Here is a 22275-nt window from a genome sequence, read left to right on the forward strand (position 1 = left end):
AGCTCTATATGGGCAGGGTCTTTTTTGAAATCGCTTACGTGAGAGGGTGGAAATATGAAAAGCAGAATCATCGTGCTGTTAGCCGCTGTCATCGTCTGGAGCGGGATCGGAAGTTCGACGGGATATGCCGCCGCAGAGGGGGAGAAATATGTGTCAGAGCTTCAGGCAAATGACCTTTTTGTTAAAAAGGTAGCGGGCATGAACAAGGACTTTATCAAAGGAGTTGACGTGTCGAGCATTATTGCTTTAGAAAACAGCGGTGTAACCTTTTACAATGCAAGCGGAAAACGTCAGGACATCTTTACAACCTTAAAGCAAGCAGGCGTCAACTATGTCCGCGTCCGCATTTGGAATGATCCGTATAACGCTTATGGCAATGGTTATGGGGGAGGCAATAATGATGTTCAAAAAGCCATCCAAATCGGAAAAAGAGCAACCGCGAACGGGATGAAGCTGCTGGCAGACTTTCATTATTCCGATTTCTGGGCAGATCCTGCAAAACAAAAGGTGCCAAAGGCTTGGGCGAACTTAAGCTTCGAAGCTAAGAAAGCGAAGCTCTATGGATTTACAAAACAAAGTCTGCAAGCCATGGTCAAGGAAGGCATTGATATCGGTATGGTACAGGTCGGAAACGAAACAACAGGAGCATTTGCCGGTGAAACGGATTGGAAGAAGATGAGTCAATTATTCAATGAAGGAAGCCGGGCAGTCAGGGAAACAAATCGTGACATATTGGTCGCGCTGCATTTCACCAACCCAGAAACGTCAGGACGATATTCATATATTGCTGAAACCCTCAACAAAAACAAAGTCGATTATGATGTATTTGCCAGCTCATATTATCCATTCTGGCACGGTACGTTACACAATTTGTCCTCCGTGCTGAAAGCTGTTGCGGATACGTACGGCAAAAAAGTCATGGTGGCGGAAACGTCATACACCTATACGGCTGAAGACGGAGACGGACATGAAAACACAGCGCCTAAAAGCGGTCAGACGCTGCCATACCCGATTTCAGTGCAAGGCCAGGCAAATGCCGTAAGAGATGTGATGGACGCAGTGGCAAAGACAGGAACAGCCGGATTGGGCGTTTTTTATTGGGAGCCTGCGTGGGTTCCGGTCGGCCCGAAGACGCAATTGGAGAAAAATAAAACGATATGGGAAACATATGGTTCCGGATGGGCCTCCAGCTATGCAGCCGAATACGATCCTGAAGACGCAGGTAAGTGGTATGGAGGAAGTGCAGTGGATAATCAAGCTTTGTTTGATTTCAACGGACATCCGCTGCCGTCCTTACAGGTATTCAAATACGCGGAAACAGGCCATATCCCGAAAAAATAATGAAAATCCATGAGGTGTAACAACGCATTGTTATCTCTCATGGATTCTTTTATTTTACATCTACTAAAATAAAACACTCATCATCGTTTTTGGGCTCAGTTTGAAGAGATGAGAGGATTTTGTTTTTCAGCTCAGCTATAGGCAAATCAGGATGATTCTTTATTAAACGGTGTAAATAACATGATGCCGTCGGGTCCATCACACCGTCTGTATACAGAAGCAGCCTTCCGCCGCGTGTATAGTGAAGGCTGCTTGACTGAAACACCGCTTCTTCAAACATCCCAATCGGCGGTGCGGTTGCGTCCAGCGTTGATTGGGTTCCCTCGGCATCCTGCCATAACGCGGGCGGATGGCCCGCGTTGACATAATCAATTCTTTGCCGGTCTGTATCAATGATGAGGCAAATAGCGGTACAGTAATGCCTTGCTTTCTCGTCGTTTTGAAACAAACTGTGAAGATGGTAGTCTAGTTCCTTCATGACTTTGTCGGGACTGATCCCTTGTGTCATTAATCGCTGGAATAAAGGATGGAGGGACATCGTAACTAATGCAGAAGAAATGCCGTGTCCCATTACATCAAGGAGGATCAAGCCGTAGCGGTGCTCATCGATTTGATAAAATCCATATAAGTCGCCTGATAAGTCACTGGATGCTTTATAATACGAATCAATCTGAATTTGATCATTCAAGATCGGCTCGGTCAATGAATTTTCTTGAATCTTTCTGGCGAGTTCAAGCTCTCTTTTTGTATTCGATCTGAATTGCTGATTTTGCTTATTGATCGCAAGAAGCTCTTCTTGTTTCACCTTCAGCGTCTGCAAAGCAATTTCCAGCTCCGCATTTGCTTTCTGTTTGGCGAGCAGTGCTTCCTCAGCCGCGTTTCTGGCAATCAGCAGCTCATTTTCATATTCGTTTCGCTTCCGCATCGGAATGACAACGCATTCTGTTACAGCGGCTTCCTGATCCGCTCTCCGAACTGCGTTTACAAGGACGGGGACTTCTTCCCCATTGTTTGTTTCCAGGGAGATGTACATTTCTTCAATGTGTTGTTCAAGCTGCAAAAGCGGAACAAAATAAAGCTGATAAAAAAGCTTTGCAGGAACGGTTAAAAGAGCATTGACATGCTGGCCGATCACCTGTTCCGATTCGTAATCAAGAATCTTAAGCAAGGTGTGATTGACAGCTAAAATTGTACCCTCTTCAGATAAAGTAAGGAAACCGCATGGTGCATAATTCAATTGTTGATCCATTCAGAGGGTCACCTCTATCCCTTTCGTTCCTAAATCACGTATGCGTTCAAATAATCGCTGATCAGCTGTATTGTCTCTTCGGGATGGCTCATATGCGGGCAGTGCCCGTTGGCTTTCATCTGTATGAGTGTGCTGTAAGGGAGATGCTTTTGCATATACTCACCTACTAATGACGGTGCAATGACATCATTCGAACATTGCAGGATAAGCGAAGGCACGGTCACCTTTGGAAGATCTTTTCGATGATCTGAAAAAAACGCCGCCTTCGCGAATTGCCGTGCGATGATAGGATCAGTAGAACAAAAACGGCTTTCCAGCTCTTCCTTAATTTCTGGCCGATCCGGCTGATTCACTACGGTCGCCGCAAAAACGGTTGCCCAGCCTATGTAGTTTTTCTCCATCATATCTATTAACCCAAGGAGCTGCTCTTCCTCAAAACCCCCGTAATACTCAGGCGGATCATTTAAATAGCAAGGAGAAGGCCCCACCATAATCAGTTGTGAAAAAAGCTCGGGACGTCGTAATGATGCAAGCATGCCAATCACAGCCCCCACAGAATGCCCCACAAAAACGGCTTTTGACAGATCTAACGCTTCACAAACATCCAGAACATCCTGGGCATAGCCGTCAAGTGTGCGGTAACGAACCATATCATATGCGTGCAAATCAGAATTTCCCGCACCTACATAATCAAATAGAATCAGCTGGTATTCGTCTTCAAAGGCAGGAACTACGGCATCCCACACGCTTTGATCACACCCGAATCCAGGTGCAAATACAATTGGTGTTGTGCCGTTCCCCCTCACCTTCACATGATTCCTAGTCAAAATAGCTTGATCCATAGTCGGCTCCTTTCAGCTAAAACGACATGAAGATTAATATGTATATCATACCACTTCAAGGCGTGAATTGCGGGCTTTCTATGAAAGTAAATAGGCGTCTTGCAGAAAGAGGACATGCGGCATGGAGAGCTGGATTGATTGGAAGATGTAGCGGAAGGATTGCCTAGGGCCGGATATAATATAAAGCGGTAATATCATCTGAATGACACAAATGACATTTGTCATCTCAAATCATGACATCCCTTACTAAAATCATCTGATCCGGTATTTTACAATCAATGTAAGCAATCAGGAGGTGCTCATAAAATGAATGAGGTTGTGTCAGTAAGAAATGTCACAAAACATTTTCAGCAAAAAACAGCAGTGAAGAACATTCATTTCAGCATAGGAAAAGGAGAGATCGTGGCCATCCTTGGCCCGAATGGCGCAGGGAAGACAACAGCGATCTCTATGATGCTGGGATTGCTGAAGCCAAGTGAGGGTGAAATCAAATTATTTAACCGTCAGCCTGATGAAAAACAGGTGCGTGAAAAAATCGGTACCATGCTGCAGGAAGTAAGTGTCATGCCGGGATTAAAGGTCTGCGAAACCCTCGAGCTTATCCGCAGTTATTATCCCCATCCATTATCCATGAAAGAGCTTGTCTCACTGACAGCACTCACAAAAGAAGATTTGAAAACACCGGCAGAGAAATTATCCGGCGGACAAAAACGCCGTCTGAGCTTTGCTTTGGCACTTGCCGGCAATCCGGAGTTACTTGTATTTGATGAACCGACTGTCGGAATGGACACGACATCAAGACACCAGTTTTGGAAGACAGTGAACAGCTTGGCGGATCAAGGAAAGACCATTATTTTTTCAACTCATTATTTACAGGAAGCAGATGATGCCGCGCAGCGCATTTTGTTTTTTGCTGAAGGACGGCTTGCCGCAGACGAAACGCCGAAACAAATCAGAGCAAGGATTCAGAAGCAGTCTGTTTCCTTTAAGGTTTCATCGGATGAATCATTGGAAAAGCTCTATCGGCATCCGGAAGTAGAACGAGTGACTCAAAAGCATCAGCGAGTCAGCATTCAAACGTCAAATACTGATAAAGTGTTAGGGCTCATCTTTCAAGAAAACATCAATGCACATGATATTCGAATCGAACAAGGAACGCTCGATGAGGCATTTCGACAGCTTGCTGACGGGAACAGGGAGGCGATGTGAGATGAACATGCTGCGGAAACAGTGCATAGCTGAAATGAAAAGGGTGCTCAGGAATAAATACTTTGTGTTTTGGTCGCTTGTTATGCCGATTGCCTTTTACTATCTCTTTACAAACGTAGTGAATACCAATGTTCCTGACAAGGATGCCTGGAATGCCCATTATTTAATGTCAATGACCACCTTCAGCGTAATGGGTTCGTCTATGATGACGCTTGGAATCCGTTTGGTACAAGAACGGGCACAAGGCTGGTCAGTTTTTATCCGCATCACGCCTCTGCCGGATCATATTTATTTGGCGGCTCAGATGATCGGGCAAAGTGTCATTCATCTTTTATCTATTACTGTCATCTTTCTTGCCGGCGCCATCATAAACGGCATTGACTTGTCACCGTTTGAATGGGTCATGAGCGGGCTTTGGATTTTAATTGGGGCATTTCCGTTTTTAGCGTTAGGGACATTAATCGGTCTCATGAGAAAAGTAGAAACGGCAGCCGGGGTCAGTAATGTGCTTTACATGCTGCTGGCGATAAGCGGGGGCATGTGGATGCCGATCGAGGTCATGCCGGACATATTGAAAAACATAGGTCAATGGCTCCCGTCTTATCATTTTGGGAGCGGAGCGTGGGCTCTTGTTCAAGGCGAGCTTCCAACCTGGAAAAATATTCTGATGTTAATCGCTTATTTAGTGATCTTCATGCTACTATTTAAGTATATAAGAAGAAAACAAGAAGCGGTGTAATACATGAAACTCATAAATTCCATATTTCCAAAGCATTTCGGTTTTTTCCCTTATATCTTTTTGGTGTATACCATTATGCCGTTTCTTTCTTTATTGAGAGAATCAGGCAGCAAACAAGTGCTGGGATATGGCATGCTGCTCCTATTTGTTGTGACATATCGTCAATTGTTCGTCAGTGCGGACAGACCTTCATTTACGTATTGGTTATGCGCGCAAATGGCCATTATTTTTATTTATAGTTTGTTTTATCATATCAGCTATATTTATTTAGGCTTTTTCCCGGCAAACTTTGTAGGCTATTACCGTGAGAAAACGAAGTTCAACCGTGCTTTCTTTGGGCTTGTCTTCATGCTGATATTTCCTTGCGTGTATCATTTTCTGGCGGATTTGGCCTCGATCAGGGAGCTGTTTTCTGTTCTTCCGTTTCTGGTCATTATGCTGATTTCTCCCTTCGGAATTCGTTCCATGTTTCGAAGAATAGAGCTTGAAAAAAAGCTTGACCAAGCCAACGAACATATAAAGGAACTCACCAAAAGAGAGGAACGTGTTCGGATAGCCCGCGATCTTCATGATACACTCGGCCATACCCTCTCGCTCCTCACGTTAAAAAGCCAGCTGATTCAGCGGCTGGCGGCAGCAGATGCAGAACGGACCAAGCTTGAAGCGAAAGAAATAGAAACAAGCTCGCGTGCGGCACTCAAACAAGTTCGTGAGCTTGTAGCGGATATGAGAACGGTCACCATGACGGAGGAGCTAGCCAACATTCGGCACATTTTAAGAGCGGGTAATATTACCTTTCAATACGAAGGGGCCGAAGATTTTACAGACATATCTCCCGTCACTCAAAATATTGTCAGTATGTGTATGCGGGAGGCAGTGACAAATATCATCAAGCACAGCAAAGCGACCCATTGTGCAGTCACCATTTCTCAATATGCCGACAAAATGACCGTTCTCATAAGGGATGACGGAACAGGAGCGGTGAAGGAGAAGATGTTTGGGAATGGATTGCGGGGAATGGAAGAGCGGCTGATGTTTATTGACGGAGAGATGACTCTTTCAGACCATAACGGAACGGTGTTGACACTGACGATTCCGCTCATTAGAAAAGCAGATGATAGGAGGACGAAATAGATGATTCGTCTGTTTATTGCTGAGGATCAGCGAATGCTTTTAGGCGCTCTGGGATCCTTGCTTGACCTGGAAGAGGATATGAAGGTCATCGGACAAGCGTTAAATGGAGAAGAGGCGCTGAAAGCCATTCTCAGGCTGGAGCCGGATGTCTGCATCATGGACATTGAAATGCCGGTTCACAGCGGGCTGGAGGTTGCAGAGGAGCTAATGAAAAAAGGCTGTAAAAGCAAGGTCATTATTCTGACAACCTTTGCCCGCCCAGGATATTTTGAACGCGCCGTCAAAGCCGGCGTACACGGATATCTTTTGAAGGATGGGGAAATTGACGATCTGGCAGATGCCATACGAAAGTGTGTAAAGGGAAAACGGATGTTCAGCCCGGAATTAACCTTCAACATGATTCGTGATGAAAATCCGCTGACTGTAAGAGAACAAGAAATACTGCGGCTGGCTGCTTTAGGCAAGACAACAAAAGACATCACACTTGAACTCTATTTATCTCAAGGCACAGTCCGAAACTATATTTCAGAAATCATCCAAAAACTGAATGCGAAAAACCGGACAGAAGCGGCTAGTATTGCTGAGGAGAAAGGATGGATTTAATGAGGAACCTGGTTAATCATACATAACCAGGTTCCCTTTTATTTACATGGTTATTTTTGGTTGGTCTATTTGTCCGCAAAGCTGGTACTATACACCAGGGTTATGGGATATGTCAGGTTCAGCGTTCATCGGTGCTTTTTTGTTTGAAACCCTTTTGCGCTAATGAGGGGAGGCGCGGGTTGGATCGTCCTTCTCAGTGCTCTTTCGTTCCTTTATCTCTTTGTGAAAACATATAAGAAATACGCAGGAACATTAAAAAGCAATATCAGCCCTTTTGAACGCTCTGTCCTATGTACAGGCGTTTTTTTATTGTTGAAATCATTAGAAAATGCTTTCAATTTTGTGTCCAAATAGTGTACGATATTGGTAAAAGCTTTAACTTCAGGTCATCAGATGACCAGATCATATATTGGGGATGAGAGAGGGGTTCATCATGAAAGTCTCACTTTTTGTCACTTGTCTTGTTGATATGTTTCAAACAAACGTAGGAAAAGCAACGGTGGAGCTGCTTGAGCGGCTCGGATGTGAGGTTGATTTTCCGGAGGGGCAGATCTGCTGCGGCCAGCCGGCTTACAACAGCGGTTACGTCAATGACGCCAAAAAAGCAATGAAACGAATGATTGAAACGTTTCAGGAGTCAGATTATGTCGTCAGTCCATCCGGTTCCTGCACCACAATGTTCAGGGAGTATCCACACCTGTTTAAAAATGATCCGAAATGGGCGGATAAAGCGCAGAAGCTGGCGGATAAAACGTATGAATTAACAGATTTTATCGTCAACGTCCTTGGGGTAGAGGATGTCGGCGCGACCCTTCATAAAAAAGCGACCTTACATACGTCATGCCATATGACAAGGTTGCTCGGCGTATCGGAGGAGCCGATGAAACTGCTGAGCCATGTAAAGGGGCTTGAATTCACGTCACTTCCGGGGAAACACAACTGCTGCGGATTCGGAGGAACATTCTCTGTCAAAATGGCGCAGATTTCTGAGCAGATGGTTGATGAGAAAGTCGCATGTGTGGAGGATACGGGAGCAGAGGTGCTCATCGGCGCTGACTGCGGCTGTTTGATGAATATCGGAGGTCGGCTTGATCGTAAGGACAAGAATGTCAAAGTGATGCACATCGCCGAAGTGCTCAACAGCAGATAACACTGGATACAGAGGGGGAAAAGGATCATGGCGATGAAAATCGGTACTGACGCTTTTAAAGAGCGGGTATCACAGGGGATCGATAATGAATTTATGAGAGGCGCTGTCTCGGGTGCGCAGGAGCGTCTGCGGACGAGACGGCTGGAAGCAGCCGAAGAGCTGGGAAACTGGGAAGAATGGCGTTCGTTATCTGAGGAGATCAGACAGCATGTCCTTGAAAATCTTGATTTTTATTTGGAGCAGCTTGCATCCAATGTATCAAGCAGAGGAGGACACGTTTATTTTGCTGAGACAGCTGAAGAAGCATCCTCTTATATCCGCAGCGTGATTCAAAAGAAAAACGGCAAAAAAATCGTAAAGTCTAAATCTATGGTGACAGAAGAAATCAATCTGAATGAAGTGCTGGAGAAGGAAGGCTGCGAAGTCGTCGAAACTGACCTCGGCGAATATATTTTGCAGATTGATGATCATGACCCGCCGTCACATATTGTGGCGCCGGCTCTTCATAAAAATAAAGAGCAGATTCGCGATGTGTTTAAGGAAAGACTGGATTATAAACAGACAGAAAAACCGGAAGAGCTCGTCATGCATGCGCGCGGCATCCTTCGGAAAAAATTTCTGGAAGCCGATATCGGCATTACCGGCTGCAACTTTGCCATTGCCGACACGGGTTCAGTCAGCCTTGTAACCAATGAAGGAAACGGGCGGCTTGTCACGACATTGCCGAAAACACAAATTACTGTTATGGGAATGGAGCGCATTGTCCCGTCATTTTCCGAATTTGAAGTGCTTGTCGGCATGCTGACAAGAAGTGCTGTCGGACAGCGGCTGACGAGTTATATCACGGCCTTAACCGGCCCCAAACTGGAAGACGAAATCGACGGCCCGGAGGAATTCCATCTTGTCATTGTTGACAATGGCCGGTCCAACATTCTCGGCACCGAATTTCAGTCTGTGCTGCAATGTATCCGCTGTGCTGCCTGTATCAATGTCTGCCCTGTGTACCGCCATGTCGGCGGACACTCATACGGCTCGATTTACTCGGGGCCGATCGGGGCCGTTTTATCGCCGCTGCTCGGCGGTTATGACGATTATAAGGAGCTGCCGTACGCGTCTACACTGTGCGCGGCTTGTTCAGAAGCGTGCCCGGTCAAAATCCCGCTTCATGAGCTGCTTCTCAAGCATCGTCAGAACATCGTCGAAAAAGAAGGCAGAGCGCCGATCAGTGAAAAGCTTGCGATGAAAGCGTTCGGTCTTGGGTCTTCCTCTTTGTCGCTTTATAAAATGGGCTCAAAATGGGCGCCGGCCGCCATGACGCCTTTTACAGAGGATGACAAAATTTCAAAAGGGCCCGGCCCGCTTAAAGGCTGGACGCAAATCCGCGACTTCCCGGCACCGCATAAATCAAGATTCAGAGACTGGTTTTCAGACAGAGAAACAAGTGAACGCACGAAGGAGGAGCAGTGATGACGAAGGGAACCATTCAGAATCAAGAGAGCTTTTTAAACCGGATCGCGTCACGCCTTGGCCGAGACAGAAGAAAGGGTGGCGTGGCCGTCCCTGAGTGGGCGCATCAGCCGCAATATAAAACATTTGAAGGGTATTCGGCCGATGACTTAGTCACGGTGCTCAAAAACCATTGTGTCAAAATCCATACTGAGCTGATTGAGACGGATTCAACCGGTTTGTACGATGCCTTGCGCGAACAAGTCAGCCGGTTTTCCGGAGGGCCTGTCATCATTCCGAAGGACCCCCGGTTTGAGGCTTACGGTTTAAATAGCCTGCTCACCAAAGACTGGCCTGGTGAAGGAACGCAAGTCTGGGAATGGGATGCTGACCAAGGTGAAGAAAATATCAAAAAAGCGGAGCAAGCCAATGTGGGGATTACATTCAGTGAAATCACACTGGCCGAGTCGGGTACGGTTGTCCTTTATTCTTCAAAAGACATCGGCCGCTCTGTCAGTCTTCTGCCGACAACCTATATTGCCATTGTGCCGAAATCAAGCATAGTGCCGAGAATGACACAAGCCAGTGATATCATCCGGCAAAATATAGCTGACGGTATCACGGTTCCCTCATGCATTAACTACATTACAGGACCGAGCAACTCCGCCGACATCGAAATGGATTTGGTGGTCGGTGTTCACGGTCCGGTTAAAGCGGCTTATATTCTCGTATCTGACCGCTGATCTGAAAAAGCCCGGCAACTTATGCCGGGCTTTCTGCTTGAAAAAACTTCATTTTCCAAAAATTTAGCCGATGAGAAGAATATGACGTCAAAAAGGAGGGAACGAAATGAAAAAGTGGCTGATCATAGCTGTTTCACTAGCTATTGCGATCGTTCTGTTTATGTATACAAAAACAGAAGCAAAGGCGGCCGGTATGACATTAGGCTATACAACCGGGGATACGGCATCATACAATTCTCTTACGAAGTACCATAAATATATCAGCTCCATTGCCACTGATACGTTTGCGTTTGATAAAAACGGACGTGTGATTGGCGATGTCCCGAGCAAGCAGCTTACATACGCGAAGAAAAATAAAATCAAAACGTGGGCCGTCATTTCCAATTATAATGACGCTATTTATGATTTTGACGGAAACTTAGCGAATCGGGTCATGACTGACAAAACAGCGAGAAAACGATTCACAGACCAGCTCATTTCTTTGGCAAAAAAGCACCACTATTACGGAGTCAATATTGATTTTGAGGCAGTTAATCCGAAAGACCGTTCTGCATACTCAAGCTTCATTCAATATGTCTCACAAGCTTTGAAAAAGAAACATATCAAAACAATGGTTTCCGTTCCGGCCAAAAGTGCCGATGATAAAAACGATGACTGGAGCTGGCCGTATGATTATGCGAAAATCGGGAAATATGCCGACTATGTGCAAGTCATGACTTACGACGAACACGGCATTTGGGGCGAACCGGGCTCAGTGGCAAGCACAGGCTGGATCAAGCGCTCGCTGCAGTTTTCTGTCAAAAAAATCAAAGCAAACAAAGTGATCATGGGGGTCCCTGCGTACGGCTATGATTGGGATCTGAAAGACGGAAGCAGCAGCTCAGCGCAGGAATGGAATGACATCAAGTCCCTCATTAAGAAGCAGAAAGCAAAGCCGGCATTCAATAAAAAAACAGGTTCTATGACGTTTTCTTACACTGACAAAAAGAAACATAAACATGTCGTTTGGTATGAAAATGAAAAAACAATCGAAACAAAAAGCCGTCTGGCGAAACAATATAAAATAGCCGGTGTCTCTGTCTATGCTTTAGGACACGAATCGGAATCCTTCTGGAAGGCCATTCAGAAAGGGACAAAATAACAATTTCTTTTTTCTCGCAAGTTATTGACAGAGAAAAGAGAAGCACGTATATTATGTTAATATATTCAGATCATAAAATTTAAGTTTTTCAGAAAACTAAAACACATAGATTGGGAGCAGTAAAAGAAAGGTATCAGTACAGAGAGCTGCGGGATGGTGCGACGCAGCCTGATTCTTCTTTGAACTCGCCCGGGAGTGGTAGGACGAAACGGAATAGATTGAATATTCCCCATGTTTTAACGGCTAACCTTCGTTACAGGGTCAAAAAGCTGGATTCTTCTAGGAAGGATCAACAAGAGTGGTACCGCGGTCAGCCGAAGGCTCGTCGTCTCTTTATCTATTCGTATAGATAAGAGACGGCGGGCTTTTTTTGTTTTTGAAGACGAGAAGGAGAGGAAAAAGAGGATGAAAAAGGACAATCAGACGTTAAAACGCACGATGACGTCCCGCCATATTATGATGATGGCGCTGGGCGGTGCAATCGGAGCAGGTTTATTTAAAGGAAGCAGTTCGGCAATTGATGTGGCAGGGCCATCGGTCATTATCGCATACCTGCTCGGCGGCATTATTTTGCTGTTTATAATGCAGGGGCTCGCAGAAATGGCTGTGCGCAACCGAAACGCGAGAACCTTCCGTGATCTTGTGCAGCAGGTGTTAGGAAATTACGCTGCATATTTCTTGGACTGGATCTACTGGAAAATGTGGGTGCTTAACATTGCGGCTGAGGCTGTTGTAGCTGCGATCTTTATTCAATATTGGCTGCCGGGCTGCCCGATCTGGGTGCTGGCATTAGCAATTTCTCTTGTTGTTACGATTGTGAACTTGCTTTCTGTAAAAATCTTCGCCGAAACTGAGTATTGGCTGGCTATGATCAAGATTACCGTTATTGTTATCTTTATTTTATTAGGATTGCTGCTCTTATTTGTATCATTCGGTGATCATACAGCGGCCGGGTTTTCGAATCTGACAGAGCACGGCGGATTTTTCCCGCACGGCGGCACAGGGCTGATTACGGCGATGCTTGTCGTCATCTACTCTTACGGCGGTACAGAAATTATCGGTGTGACGCTTGCTGAAACAAAGAACCCGGAACAGGTTGTTCCGAAAGCTGTCCGCAGCACACTGACACGGATTGTCGCGTTCTACCTGCTGCCGTTTTTCATCATCGTCAGCCTGATCCCGTGGAATCAAGTGAATTCCGTTCCGGAAAGTCCTTTCGTGATGGTCTTTAAAATGGTTGGCATTCCGGGCGCGGATCATATCATGAACGCAGTCATCCTTTTGGCGATCATTTCTTCAATGAACTCAGGTTTATACGGATCGTCCCGCATTTTGTATACACAGGCAACTGACGGAAGACTGCCGCGGATCTTTTCTAAGCTTTCATCGAAAAACGTCCCGATGTTTGCGATACTGATGTGCACTTCTTCTTTATATATTGGCGTATTGATTTCTCTGTTCGCCGGAAGCCAGACATTTAATTACTTAATGGGGTCACTGGGATATACAGTCTTATTTATTTGGCTGATCATCGGATTGGCCCATTTGAAATCAAGAAAACATCAAACAGAAACACCTGCTTATTATGTCAAATGGTTCCCGTACACGACATGGTTTGCGGTTCTGGCATTACTCGCCATTCTGATCGGGGTCATCATGACAACGTCAATTGTCATTACGCTCATCACTGCGGCGATCTACCTTTTGATTACAGTTGCATATTTGGTCAAAGGACGCAAGTATCAGTAAATAAGAAAAACCCTCTTGTCACATCCGGCAAGAGGGTTTTTCTTATTGTGCGGCCTTCTCCTTTACACCAATCGACGCGGTTTTCTGTGCTTTGGATTTCGAATTCACGAGGCAGATGCTCGTGACAATCAGCAGCAGACCCGCCAAGAGGCTTAAGGTGAGCGGTTCATGCAGGAAAATGGAGCTGGCCACGATTGATATGAGCGGGATCAAAAAAGTATATGATGCGACCTTGCTTGCTTCTCCTGAACCGACAAGGGTAAAAAAGACAAGCCAGCCGAGCGCGATGACGAATACAGAGATGAACAGCAGGCTCGTGATAAAAGGAGCTGTCCATTGGATCGCGGAAAAGCTTTCTGTCCCAAAGCCGGATATCAACAGAAACACGCTTCCGATCGTCAGCTGCAAGGCGACCATCCAAATGGAATCGACGCGGCTCCCTGTTTTTTTCATATATACCGTCCCGAACGCCCAGCTGATTGCGGAACCGAGAGCGAGCAGAACCCCAATGACAGAAATATGCCCGCCAAAGCCCGCGGCACTAATGACCGCTACACCTGCAAAACCGAGGATCAGCCCGATCACTTTCATCGCAAACATCGATTCGCCAAGCCACAGCCAAGAAAACACACCCATCAGCACCGGCTGAAAGAAGACGATAGCGGAAAACAAGCCGGCTGGAAGATAATTCAGCCCGATCGTTTGCAGGCCGTAGAATAACGTAATATTTAAAAGAGCAGAAACAAGATAAATCGGCCACGTCTCTTTAAAACGCAGTTTATGAATACGCGGCAATGCGACAATCACTAATAAAAGCCCGCCGATCAGCGTCCGGATGCCCGCAAACAATAAAGGCGGCGAATAGGCGAGCGCGGCTTTCGACAGCGGCCAATTGACCCCCCACATGATAACGAGAAAGGCGAGAAGGAGCGCTGTCCGCGTTTTTGATAGCTGCTTCACTTTTGATCACTCCTTGTAGAACATTTCCATCATATGATACGGTAGAACATAAGATAAATAAAATGAATCTTTTTTATGAGGAGCATAAGTAAATTGTTATGACCATTACACAATTAAGAGTTTTCGTCAAAGTAGCTGAAACGGGGAGTTTTACAAAAGCGGGACAGGCGCTGAACATGACACAGCCGGCTGTCAGCCATGCCATTTCCGCAATTGAAGCCGAGCTTGATGTGAAACTGATCATCCGTGACCGCCGAAACGGCCTGATGCTGACGGACACGGGAAAAAAGATCTTAGTCCATATCAGAGAAGTGTTAAAAGGAATCGAAAAAGTTGAGCAGGTCGCAGCGGCAGAAAAAGGGCTTGAGCTGGGAACGATTCATATCGGCACATTTCCAACCGCTTCCGCTTATTTTATGCCAAAGCTGATCAGCGAGTTTAAACAAAGGTATCCGAAATTAGAGCTTGTTTTGCATGAAGGAACCGTAGATGAAGTCAAGGAGTGGCTTCACACGCGGATGATCGATGCCGGCATTCTTCTCTATCCGGCAAACGAGATGGAGTACATTCGGCTGAAAAAAGACAAAATGGCCGTCGTGCTCAAAGATGATCATCCGCTTTGCAGCCGTTCAGCCATTACGCTGAAAGATCTCGATCATGAACCGATAATCGTCTGTGACGGCGGCTATGAATCACCTTTTCACGATATGTTCAGGCAGGCGGGCGCTACGCTGAACGCCGCTTTTACAGTCTATAACATGAACACCTCGATCAATATGATCAGAGAAGGCTTGGGGCTGGCGATTTTATCAGAAATGTCCATGTCGGGCATGCTGCTGCCGGAGCATGTGGTGACGCGGGATCTGGACCCGCAGGTATACCGCGATGTGCAGCTTGCTGTTCCGTCGCTGAAGGAGGCTTCTTTGGCGGCTAAGCTTTTCATTGAGATGGCACAGGAACTGTTTATTGTGGGAAAATAAGAATGTTAATAAAGGAGCTCATTTTTTTGAGCTCCTTTGCTAATAGATATATATCTTAATTATTATCGATTTATCTTAAAAGTATTGGTAGTATTTGTTGCTTTAGAACCCTGAAAGGTAGCTTTAACACGATAATAGCCTGTTTTACAACCTTTTAGAGAGAATGATTTAGTTACAGATACTTTAAAAGAAAAAGTTGTTTTCTTGCATGTAGTCCATTTACTACCGGACTTTCGTTGTAAGTACAGATTTCCTTTAAATGTATGACCACCTGGATACGGTGATCCAAGAGTAAAATCAACTGTTGTTGCTTTCTTAGTGTAGTAAGAGGCATCAGTAAATCCATTTACATTTAAGTTTTGTTGATTACCAGACCAGATCCAATCAGCAGCTAAGGCTTTATTAGTGTTACCACTTGAAATTAATGTTGCTAATAAGATTACGGTGAACCCCATCAATAAAAATTTTTTAAACATATAAACTTCCTTTCATTTTATTATATTACTTATATTAACATTAGTAACATTTGGTAGCAAGAATGATTAAGAATTTTGTAATTTCTATAGAGAATTGTTCGAATTTCATCGAATCAAATTCTTTTCATCCTAAACGCAGTTGTGTTATGGTGTGATAGAAGTCCTTTCGATAAAGACATAACAGCATGAGGCTGTTTACTTATATCACAACTGCAAAGGAGAACAATATGTCTAACAACCAACGCAAAGATACCTTGCTTTCTGTCTTGAATTTATCTCCTGTTGTTCAAGGGGGAACGATAGCAGAGTCATTCCGAAACAGCATGGACTTGGCGCGCCGTGCAGAGGAGTGGGGCTATCACCGCTATTGGCTTGCAGAGCATCATAATATCGAAGGTGTCGCAAGCTCTGCCACCGCGGTTCTGATCGGCCATATAGCCGGCGGCACAAAGAAAATCCGCGTCGGTTCCGGCGGTATTATGCTTCCGAATCACTCGTCACTTGTCATCGCTGAACAATTCGGCACACTGGAAACACTGTATCCCGGACGGATTGATCTGGGGCTCGGACGTGCACCGGGAACAGACCAATTGACTGCAAGGGCGCTCCGCAGAAACATCGGCAGCGGTGAAGATTTCCCAGAACAATTAGAGGAACTGCGCAATTACTTTAAACCGTCAGGAAACGTGCGCAATCAAGTCCGCGCCATTCCGGGAGAGGGCATAGATGTGCCGATTTGGCTGCTGGGCTCAAGCGATTTTAGTGCCCGTCTTGCAGGTGAGCTGGGTCTTCCGTTTGCATTCGCTGCTCATTTCTCACCGGCGAATACGGTTCCCGCTTTGGAGCTGTACCGCAATTCCTTTACACCGTCAGAAGTGCTCGATGAACCGTATGCGATGGTCGGCGTAACGATTATCGCCGCAGATACAAACGAGAAAGCGCAGCATCTGGCTACATCGCATTACCAGCGATTCCTTGATCTTGTCCGCGGCACGCCGAACCAGCTGAAGCCGCCAGTAGAAGACATGGATCAAATCTGGAGCCCATATGAAAAGGCAATGGTTCATGAGCAGCTTAGTTCAACCATCGTCGGCGGTCCTGAAGAAGTGAAGGAAAAGCTTGAAGACTTTGTCAAAACAACTCAGGCCGATGAAATTATGGTCAACTCAGAAACCTTTGATCACGCTGACAGAATGCGTTCATTTGAAATCGTGGCTGACATTTGGAAAAACAGATAAAGGCCATAAAAAAAAGCAATGTAAAGGGGAAACCCATACATTGCTTTTTTATTCATTCAGCTTTCTTGCGGACTGGCGGATGATCAGCTCAGGCTCAAAAATGACATCTTCCTGCTTAGGCTTTTTATGCTCCAAACAGTCAATAACATATTTTGCAGCCGCTTTTCCCAGCGCAGACTTCGGGTGCTTCACAGAGGTTAATTTCACCTCGGAGATTTGTGCGAAATGGGAATCATCATACCCAACGATGGACATATCCTCAGGCACCTTGATATCCATCTCCCGAAGCATATCAATAACCTTCAGTGCAATTTCATCATTATAGCAAAGAATAGCAGTCGGCATGTTTTTGCTGTTTTTCTCCAGTGTCTCTTTTACTTTCTCCAGCAGCTTTGATTCCTTTTCTTCCGTCGTAAACGTCACAATCATATCCGGAGAAGGAAATAACTCACGCTCGCGATGCGACTGTATAAATCCGTTCATCCGTTTGACACCCTGCGTGTCATCAGCTTTAAAAATACCCATCATGTGCGTATGGCCGAGAGAGAGCAGGTGCTCGGCCGCCATCATGCCGCCTTTCACATCATCCAGAGTAAAACTCGGTGCGGCAAGCTCGGCGTATGACGCATTAATCATCGCAAAAGGAATGCCGTTTTTTTCTAAATTGAGATAGTAGCCAATATTCGGCGTTTGCAGAGCGCTTTTTGTCGGTTCTACAATCAATCCGTCAATATGCTGTGACAGCAGGTTTTCTAATCCTCTGCGTTCATTATCCGGATTGTTGTTTGTGCTTGTCAGAAGCATAGAATATCCCTGCTCGCTTAAATAAGACTCGATTCCCCTAATGATGCTCGGAAAAATATAGTCTGATATGTAGGTCGTCAGAACGCCGATCGTTTTATTGGAATGCAGCGCTGATTTAGCAGAGCGTGAAGCGACAAAGGTGCCCCCGCCTTGCACGCTGTAAAGCAGGCCTTGCGATACGAGGTCTCCAATGGCTTTACGAATGGTATGCCGGCTGACGCCAAATTGCTGCATTAACTCGTTTTCGGTAGGGATCTTTTGATCGGGCAGAATTTTGCCTTGATTAATCCATGAACTGATTTCTTCTTTTACTTGAGCATATTTTGGTAACATATCCATTCCTCCAAAATGTATACGGACAAATTTCAGTATATCACAGTGATCTATACAAGAAAACATTGACAGAAAATGCAAACGGGATTATTCTATATTTGTACGTACTAATAAACAATAATTTTCGTTAAATTTTTAAATAAGTACGTACAATTGGGACGAAAAATGTAAACGCTTTACTCAACTTTCGGGAGGGCAGAGAAATGAAGAATACTCCAACTCAATTAGAACCAAATGCTCCTGTAACAAGAAGCCATTCAATGGGATTTGTGATTTTGATATCATGCGCGGCGGGGCTTGGCGGTTTATTGTACGGCTATGACACTGCAGTTATTTCCGGTGCTATTGGTTTTCTAAAGGATTTATACAGCCTGAGTCCGTTCATGGAGGGGCTGGTGATTTCAAGCATTATGATTGGAGGAGTTGCGGGAGTCGGGGTATCCGGGTTTTTAAGCGACAGGTTCGGGCGCAGAAAAATCTTAATGACAGCGGCCCTGTTATTTGCGGTATCAGCAGTTGTTTCTGCTGTTTCACAAGACGTGTCGACCTTAATCATTGCGAGAATTATCGGAGGTTTGGGGATCGGAATGGGTTCGTCATTATCCGTCACTTATATTACGGAAGCGGCGCCGCCCGCCATACGCGGAAGTTTATCTTCCTTATATCAGCTCTTTACGATACTAGGTATTTCCGCAACGTACTTTATTAATCTCGCTGTCCAGCGCTCCGGAACATATGAATGGGGCGTGCAAACCGGATGGAGATGGATGCTCGCTTACGGAATGGTGCCATCCGTTATCTTTTTCCTTGTCCTGCTGGTCGTGCCGGAAAGTCCAAGATGGCTGGCGAAAGCAGGCAGAACAAAAGAAGCGTTATCGATTCTGACACGCATTAATGGAGAAACTGTCGCAAAAGAAGAATTGAAGAACATTGAAAACTCTTTAAAAATAGAACAAATGGGGTCACTATCACAGCTCTTCAAACCAGGTCTCAGAAAAGCGCTTATCATTGGAATCCTGCTGGCGCTCTTTAATCAAGTGATCGGCATGAACGCCATCACCTACTACGGACCGGAAATCTTTAAAATGATGGGATTCGGACAAAATGCCGGATTTGTGACAACCTGTATTGTCGGTGTCGTGGAAGTCATTTTTACCGTCATCGCAGTTTTATTGATTGATAAAGTCGGGCGCAAAAAACTGATGTCCATCGGTTCTGCTTTCATGGCTATTTTTATGATCTTAATCGGGACGTCGTTTTATTTTCAGTTAACAAGCGGATTTATGCTGATCTTCTTTATATTAGGGTTTGTCGCCGCGTTCTGTGTATCGGTTGGGCCGATCACATGGATTATGATTTCTGAAATTTTCCCGAACCATCTGCGGGCGAGAGCCGCAGGGATCGCCACCATCTTTTTATGGGGAGCAAACTGGGCGATCGGGCAGTTTGTGCCGATGATGATCAGCTCGTTCGGACTGGCCTACACGTTCTGGATCTTTGCCGTCATTAACATTCTCTGCTTCCTGTTTGTCGTCACAATCTGTCCGGAAACGAAGAATAAATCGCTCGAAGAGATTGAAAAGCTATGGATAAAATGAAAACGTTTTAAAATATGTAGCCCTTTCGATTGAGAGGGCTCTTTTATTTTGTGCGCACCATTAACGGTTTGCTGTATAAGATAGAGATATAAAGGAAAAAATATTGAATAAGAAACGCAGCTGCATGAAAACTGCGCGAATATTGTCGATGAATTGGCTCTTAACAGTTGAATAAACATTTCCACCCTGTTAAAATAATTAAAGAAAGCAGAAATGATTTTTTTTGGCTATGATGGGACGTTTTTTGTCATAGCGGGACGTTTGGTGTCCAGCAAAAAAGGAAGGAACGTTTGAGTCATGAACCAGTTAATACAAGCTCAAAAAAAATTATTGCCTGATCTTCTGCTCGTTATGCAAAAGAGGTTCGAAATCTTGCAGTATATCAGGCTGACAGAACCCATCGGCCGCAGAAGCCTGTCTGCCAGTCTCGGAATCAGCGAGCGTGTGCTGAGAGGCGAGGTTCAGTTTTTGAAGGAACAGAATCTGGTCGATATTAAAACAAACGGCATGACGCTGACAGAAGAAGGTTATGAACTGCTTTCCGTTTTAGAAGATACGATGAAAGATGTTTTAGGTTTGACGCTTTTGGAAAAGACATTAAAAGAACGTTTAAATCTAAAGGACGTCATTATTGTATCCGGAGACAGCGATCAATCCCCATGGGTCAAAAAAGAAATGGGAAGAGCGGCTGCCGCATGTATGAAAAAAAGATTTTCAGGCAAAAATATCGTCGCTGTGACCGGCGGTACGACAATTGAAGCTGTCGCCGAGATGATGACGCCGGATTCTAAAAACCGCGAGCTTTTGTTTGTGCCTGCAAGAGGCGGTTTAGGCGAAGACGTAAAAAACCAGGCGAACACCATATGCGCGCATATGGCGGAAAAGGCTTCAGGCACTTACCGGCTTTTGTTTGTTCCGGGACAGCTGTCACAAGGCGCCTATTCATCTATTATTGAAGAACCTTCTGTCAAAGAGGTGCTGAACACGATTAAATCAGCGAGTATGCTGGTTCACGGAATCGGCGAAGCTAAAACTATGGCTGAGCGGAGAAACACACCTTTAGAAGACTTAAAGAAAATAGATGATAACAACGCGGTGACAGAAGCGTTCGGCTACTATTTTAACGCGGACGGCGAAGTGGTCCATAAAGTGCATTCTGTCGGAATGCAGCTGGATGACATAGACGCCATTCCCGATATAATAGCGGTAGCGGGCGGATCATCAAAAGCCGAGGCGATCGAGGCTTACTTTAAAAAGCCGCGCAACACGGTTCTCGTCACTGACGAAGGAGCCGCAAAGAAGTTATTAAGGGATGAATAATCCCTCAATATAAATATCTCTCACTTATTTAAAGGAGGAAACAATCATGGCAGTAAAAGTCGGTATTAACGGTTTTGGTCGTATTGGACGTAACGTATTCCGCGCAGCATTAAACAATCCTGAAGTTGAGGTAGTAGCGGTTAACGATTTAACAGATGCTAACATGCTCGCTCACCTTTTACAATATGATTCTGTACACGGAAAATTAGACGCTGAGGTTTCAGTTGACGGTAACAACCTTGTTGTTAACGGTAAAACAATTGAAGTTTCTGCAGAACGCGATCCTGCTAAACTTAGCTGGGGTAAACAAGGCGTTGAAATCGTAGTTGAATCTACTGGTTTCTTCACAAAACGCGCAGACGCTGCGAAGCACTTAGAAGCTGGCGCGAAAAAAGTAATCATCTCTGCTCCTGCTAACGAAGAAGATATCACAATCGTTATGGGTGTTAACGAAGATAAATACGATGCGGCTAACCACGACGTTATCTCTAACGCATCTTGCACAACAAACTGCCTTGCGCCGTTTGCAAAAGTACTTAACGACAAATTCGGCATCAAACGCGGTATGATGACAACAGTTCACTCTTACACAAACGATCAGCAAATTCTTGATCTTCCGCACAAAGACTACCGTCGTGCGCGTGCAGCAGCTGAAAACATCATCCCAACTTCAACTGGTGCTGCTAAAGCAGTTTCTCTAGTTCTTCCTGAACTAAAAGGCAAACTGAACGGCGGAGCAATGCGTGTTCCAACTCCAAACGTTTCTTTAGTTGACTTGGTAGCTGAACTGAACCAAGAAGTAACAGCTGAAGATGTAAATGCAGCTCTTAAAGAAGCAGCTGAAGGAGATCTTAAAGGAATCCTAGGCTACAGCGAAGAGCCATTAGTTTCTGGCGACTACAACGGAAACAAAAATTCTTCTACAATCGATGCTCTTTCTACAATGGTTATGGAAGGCAGCATGGTAAAAGTAATCTCTTGGTACGATAACGAAAGCGGCTACTCTAACCGCGTTGTTGACCTTGCAGCTTACATCGCTAAAAAAGGTCTTTAATTCATAGCTGAAAAAAGGACCTGACTTGGTTCTTTTGAATAGAAGCGCTATAATGAAAGCGGACAAGGGAAGGGGACGGACTCCCTTTCCCTTTTTCCATGAAGACCGGCTTTCAGAAAACGTTCTGTGAAAGAGAAGCATCTGCGTTTTGCAGCTTTCCGGCGCC

Annotated in this window: 20 protein-coding genes and 1 other annotated feature; of the genes, 15 read left to right on the plus strand and 5 right to left on the minus strand. The window is 45.2% G+C overall.

All coding sequences use genetic code 11. The annotated features are described in order from the left end of the window. Positions 1-54: 54 nt before the first annotated feature. Positions 55-1341: an arabinogalactan endo-beta-1,4-galactanase gene (gene ganB / locus ACQVGS_RS03865; RefSeq protein WP_127696460.1), complete on the plus strand. Its 1287-nt coding sequence runs from the start codon at positions 55-57 to the stop codon at positions 1339-1341. Positions 1342-1390: 49 nt separating this feature from the next. Here ganB and rsbP read toward each other — a convergent pair whose 3' ends face one another. Both rsbP and ACQVGS_RS03875 read right to left on the minus strand, forming a co-directional pair. Then, positions 1391-2590, minus strand: coding sequence for a phosphoserine phosphatase RsbP (gene rsbP, locus ACQVGS_RS03870; RefSeq protein ID WP_474393402.1), 1200 nt, complete (start codon positions 2588-2590; stop codon positions 1391-1393). Between the two features lie 29 nt (positions 2591-2619). Further along, positions 2620-3432: an alpha/beta fold hydrolase gene (locus tag ACQVGS_RS03875; protein ID WP_095712984.1), complete on the minus strand. Its 813-nt coding sequence runs from the start codon at positions 3430-3432 to the stop codon at positions 2620-2622. Positions 3433-3738: 306 nt separating this feature from the next. Here ACQVGS_RS03875 and ACQVGS_RS03880 point away from each other — a divergent pair, with 306 nt between their 5' ends. The 9 genes from ACQVGS_RS03880 (at position 3739) to ACQVGS_RS03920 (ending at position 13346) form a co-directional block, all read left to right on the plus strand. After that, entirely contained in the window at positions 3739-4641 is a 903-nt protein-coding gene (locus ACQVGS_RS03880; RefSeq protein WP_095712985.1) for an ABC transporter ATP-binding protein, read from the plus strand. A 1-nt stretch (position 4642) separates the two neighbouring features. Continuing rightward, positions 4643-5380, plus strand: coding sequence for an ABC transporter permease (locus ACQVGS_RS03885; RefSeq protein WP_024122909.1), 738 nt, complete (start codon positions 4643-4645; stop codon positions 5378-5380). Positions 5381-5383: 3 nt separating this feature from the next. Continuing rightward, positions 5384-6514, plus strand: coding sequence for a sensor histidine kinase (locus ACQVGS_RS03890; protein WP_142396177.1), 1131 nt, complete (start codon positions 5384-5386; stop codon positions 6512-6514). Then, entirely contained in the window at positions 6515-7117 is a 603-nt protein-coding gene (yvfU, locus tag ACQVGS_RS03895; protein WP_024122907.1) for a two-component system response regulator YvfU, read from the plus strand. A gap of 433 nt (positions 7118-7550) precedes the next feature. Next, positions 7551-8267: a lactate utilization iron-sulfur protein LutA gene (gene lutA, locus ACQVGS_RS03900; protein ID WP_106019580.1), complete on the plus strand. Its 717-nt coding sequence runs from the start codon at positions 7551-7553 to the stop codon at positions 8265-8267. A 27-nt stretch (positions 8268-8294) separates the two neighbouring features. Next, the gene (gene lutB / locus ACQVGS_RS03905) at positions 8295-9734 is read left to right on the plus strand and encodes a lactate utilization iron-sulfur protein LutB (protein WP_188323316.1); all 1440 of its coding nucleotides are present in this window, start codon (positions 8295-8297) and stop codon (positions 9732-9734) included. Beyond that, positions 9734-10456, plus strand: coding sequence for a lactate utilization protein LutC (lutC, locus tag ACQVGS_RS03910; RefSeq protein ID WP_491831005.1), 723 nt, complete (start codon positions 9734-9736; stop codon positions 10454-10456). Before lutB ends, lutC begins: the two co-directional genes overlap by 1 nt. Before the next feature lie 106 nt (positions 10457-10562). Beyond that, complete coding sequence (locus ACQVGS_RS03915; RefSeq protein ID WP_106019578.1) at positions 10563-11597, plus strand: glycosyl hydrolase family 18 protein; 1035 nt, start codon at positions 10563-10565, stop codon at positions 11595-11597. Positions 11598-11694: 97 nt separating this feature from the next. Next, positions 11695-11933: a binding site (T-box leader), on the plus strand. Positions 11934-12002: 69 nt separating this feature from the next. Further along, entirely contained in the window at positions 12003-13346 is a 1344-nt protein-coding gene (locus ACQVGS_RS03920) for an amino acid permease (RefSeq protein ID WP_151174520.1), read from the plus strand. A gap of 42 nt (positions 13347-13388) precedes the next feature. Here ACQVGS_RS03920 and ACQVGS_RS03925 read toward each other — a convergent pair whose 3' ends face one another. Continuing rightward, positions 13389-14306, minus strand: a complete 918-nt coding sequence (locus ACQVGS_RS03925) for a DMT family transporter (protein ID WP_151174519.1) — start codon at positions 14304-14306, stop codon at positions 13389-13391. 98 nt (positions 14307-14404) lie between these two features. Between ACQVGS_RS03925 and ACQVGS_RS03930 the strand changes: the two genes are divergently transcribed. Then, positions 14405-15286 carry a LysR family transcriptional regulator gene (locus ACQVGS_RS03930; RefSeq protein WP_188323313.1) on the plus strand — a complete coding sequence of 294 codons (882 nt, stop codon included), beginning with the start codon at positions 14405-14407 and terminating at the stop codon, positions 15284-15286. 62 nt (positions 15287-15348) lie between these two features. Here ACQVGS_RS03930 and ACQVGS_RS03935 read toward each other — a convergent pair whose 3' ends face one another. Further along, the gene (locus tag ACQVGS_RS03935; RefSeq protein WP_103671304.1) at positions 15349-15762 is read right to left on the minus strand and encodes a hypothetical protein; all 414 of its coding nucleotides are present in this window, start codon (positions 15760-15762) and stop codon (positions 15349-15351) included. Positions 15763-15989: 227 nt separating this feature from the next. Here ACQVGS_RS03935 and ACQVGS_RS03940 point away from each other — a divergent pair, with 227 nt between their 5' ends. After that, a complete protein-coding gene (locus ACQVGS_RS03940) occupies positions 15990-17000 on the plus strand; it encodes an LLM class flavin-dependent oxidoreductase (RefSeq protein WP_188323312.1) in 1011 nt (336 codons plus the stop codon). Between the two features lie 48 nt (positions 17001-17048). On the opposite strand, the gene araR is transcribed toward ACQVGS_RS03940, so the two are convergent. Then, positions 17049-18137: an arabinose utilization transcriptional regulator AraR gene (araR, locus tag ACQVGS_RS03945; protein WP_263463498.1), complete on the minus strand. Its 1089-nt coding sequence runs from the start codon at positions 18135-18137 to the stop codon at positions 17049-17051. 203 nt (positions 18138-18340) lie between these two features. Between araR and araE the strand changes: the two genes are divergently transcribed. The 3 genes from araE (at position 18341) to gap (ending at position 22109) form a co-directional block, all read left to right on the plus strand. After that, positions 18341-19735, plus strand: a complete 1395-nt coding sequence (gene araE / locus ACQVGS_RS03950; protein ID WP_024122896.1) for an arabinose-proton symporter AraE — start codon at positions 18341-18343, stop codon at positions 19733-19735. 297 nt (positions 19736-20032) lie between these two features. Beyond that, on the plus strand, positions 20033-21055 hold the full coding sequence (gene cggR / locus ACQVGS_RS03955; protein ID WP_106019573.1) for a gapA transcriptional regulator CggR: 1023 nt from the start codon (positions 20033-20035) through the stop codon (positions 21053-21055). 46 nt (positions 21056-21101) lie between these two features. Then, a complete protein-coding gene (gene gap, locus ACQVGS_RS03960) occupies positions 21102-22109 on the plus strand; it encodes a type I glyceraldehyde-3-phosphate dehydrogenase (protein WP_010331916.1) in 1008 nt (335 codons plus the stop codon). Positions 22110-22275: the final 166 nt, after the last annotated feature.

The sequence above is a fragment of the Bacillus sp. SD127 genome (assembly GCF_058566445.1).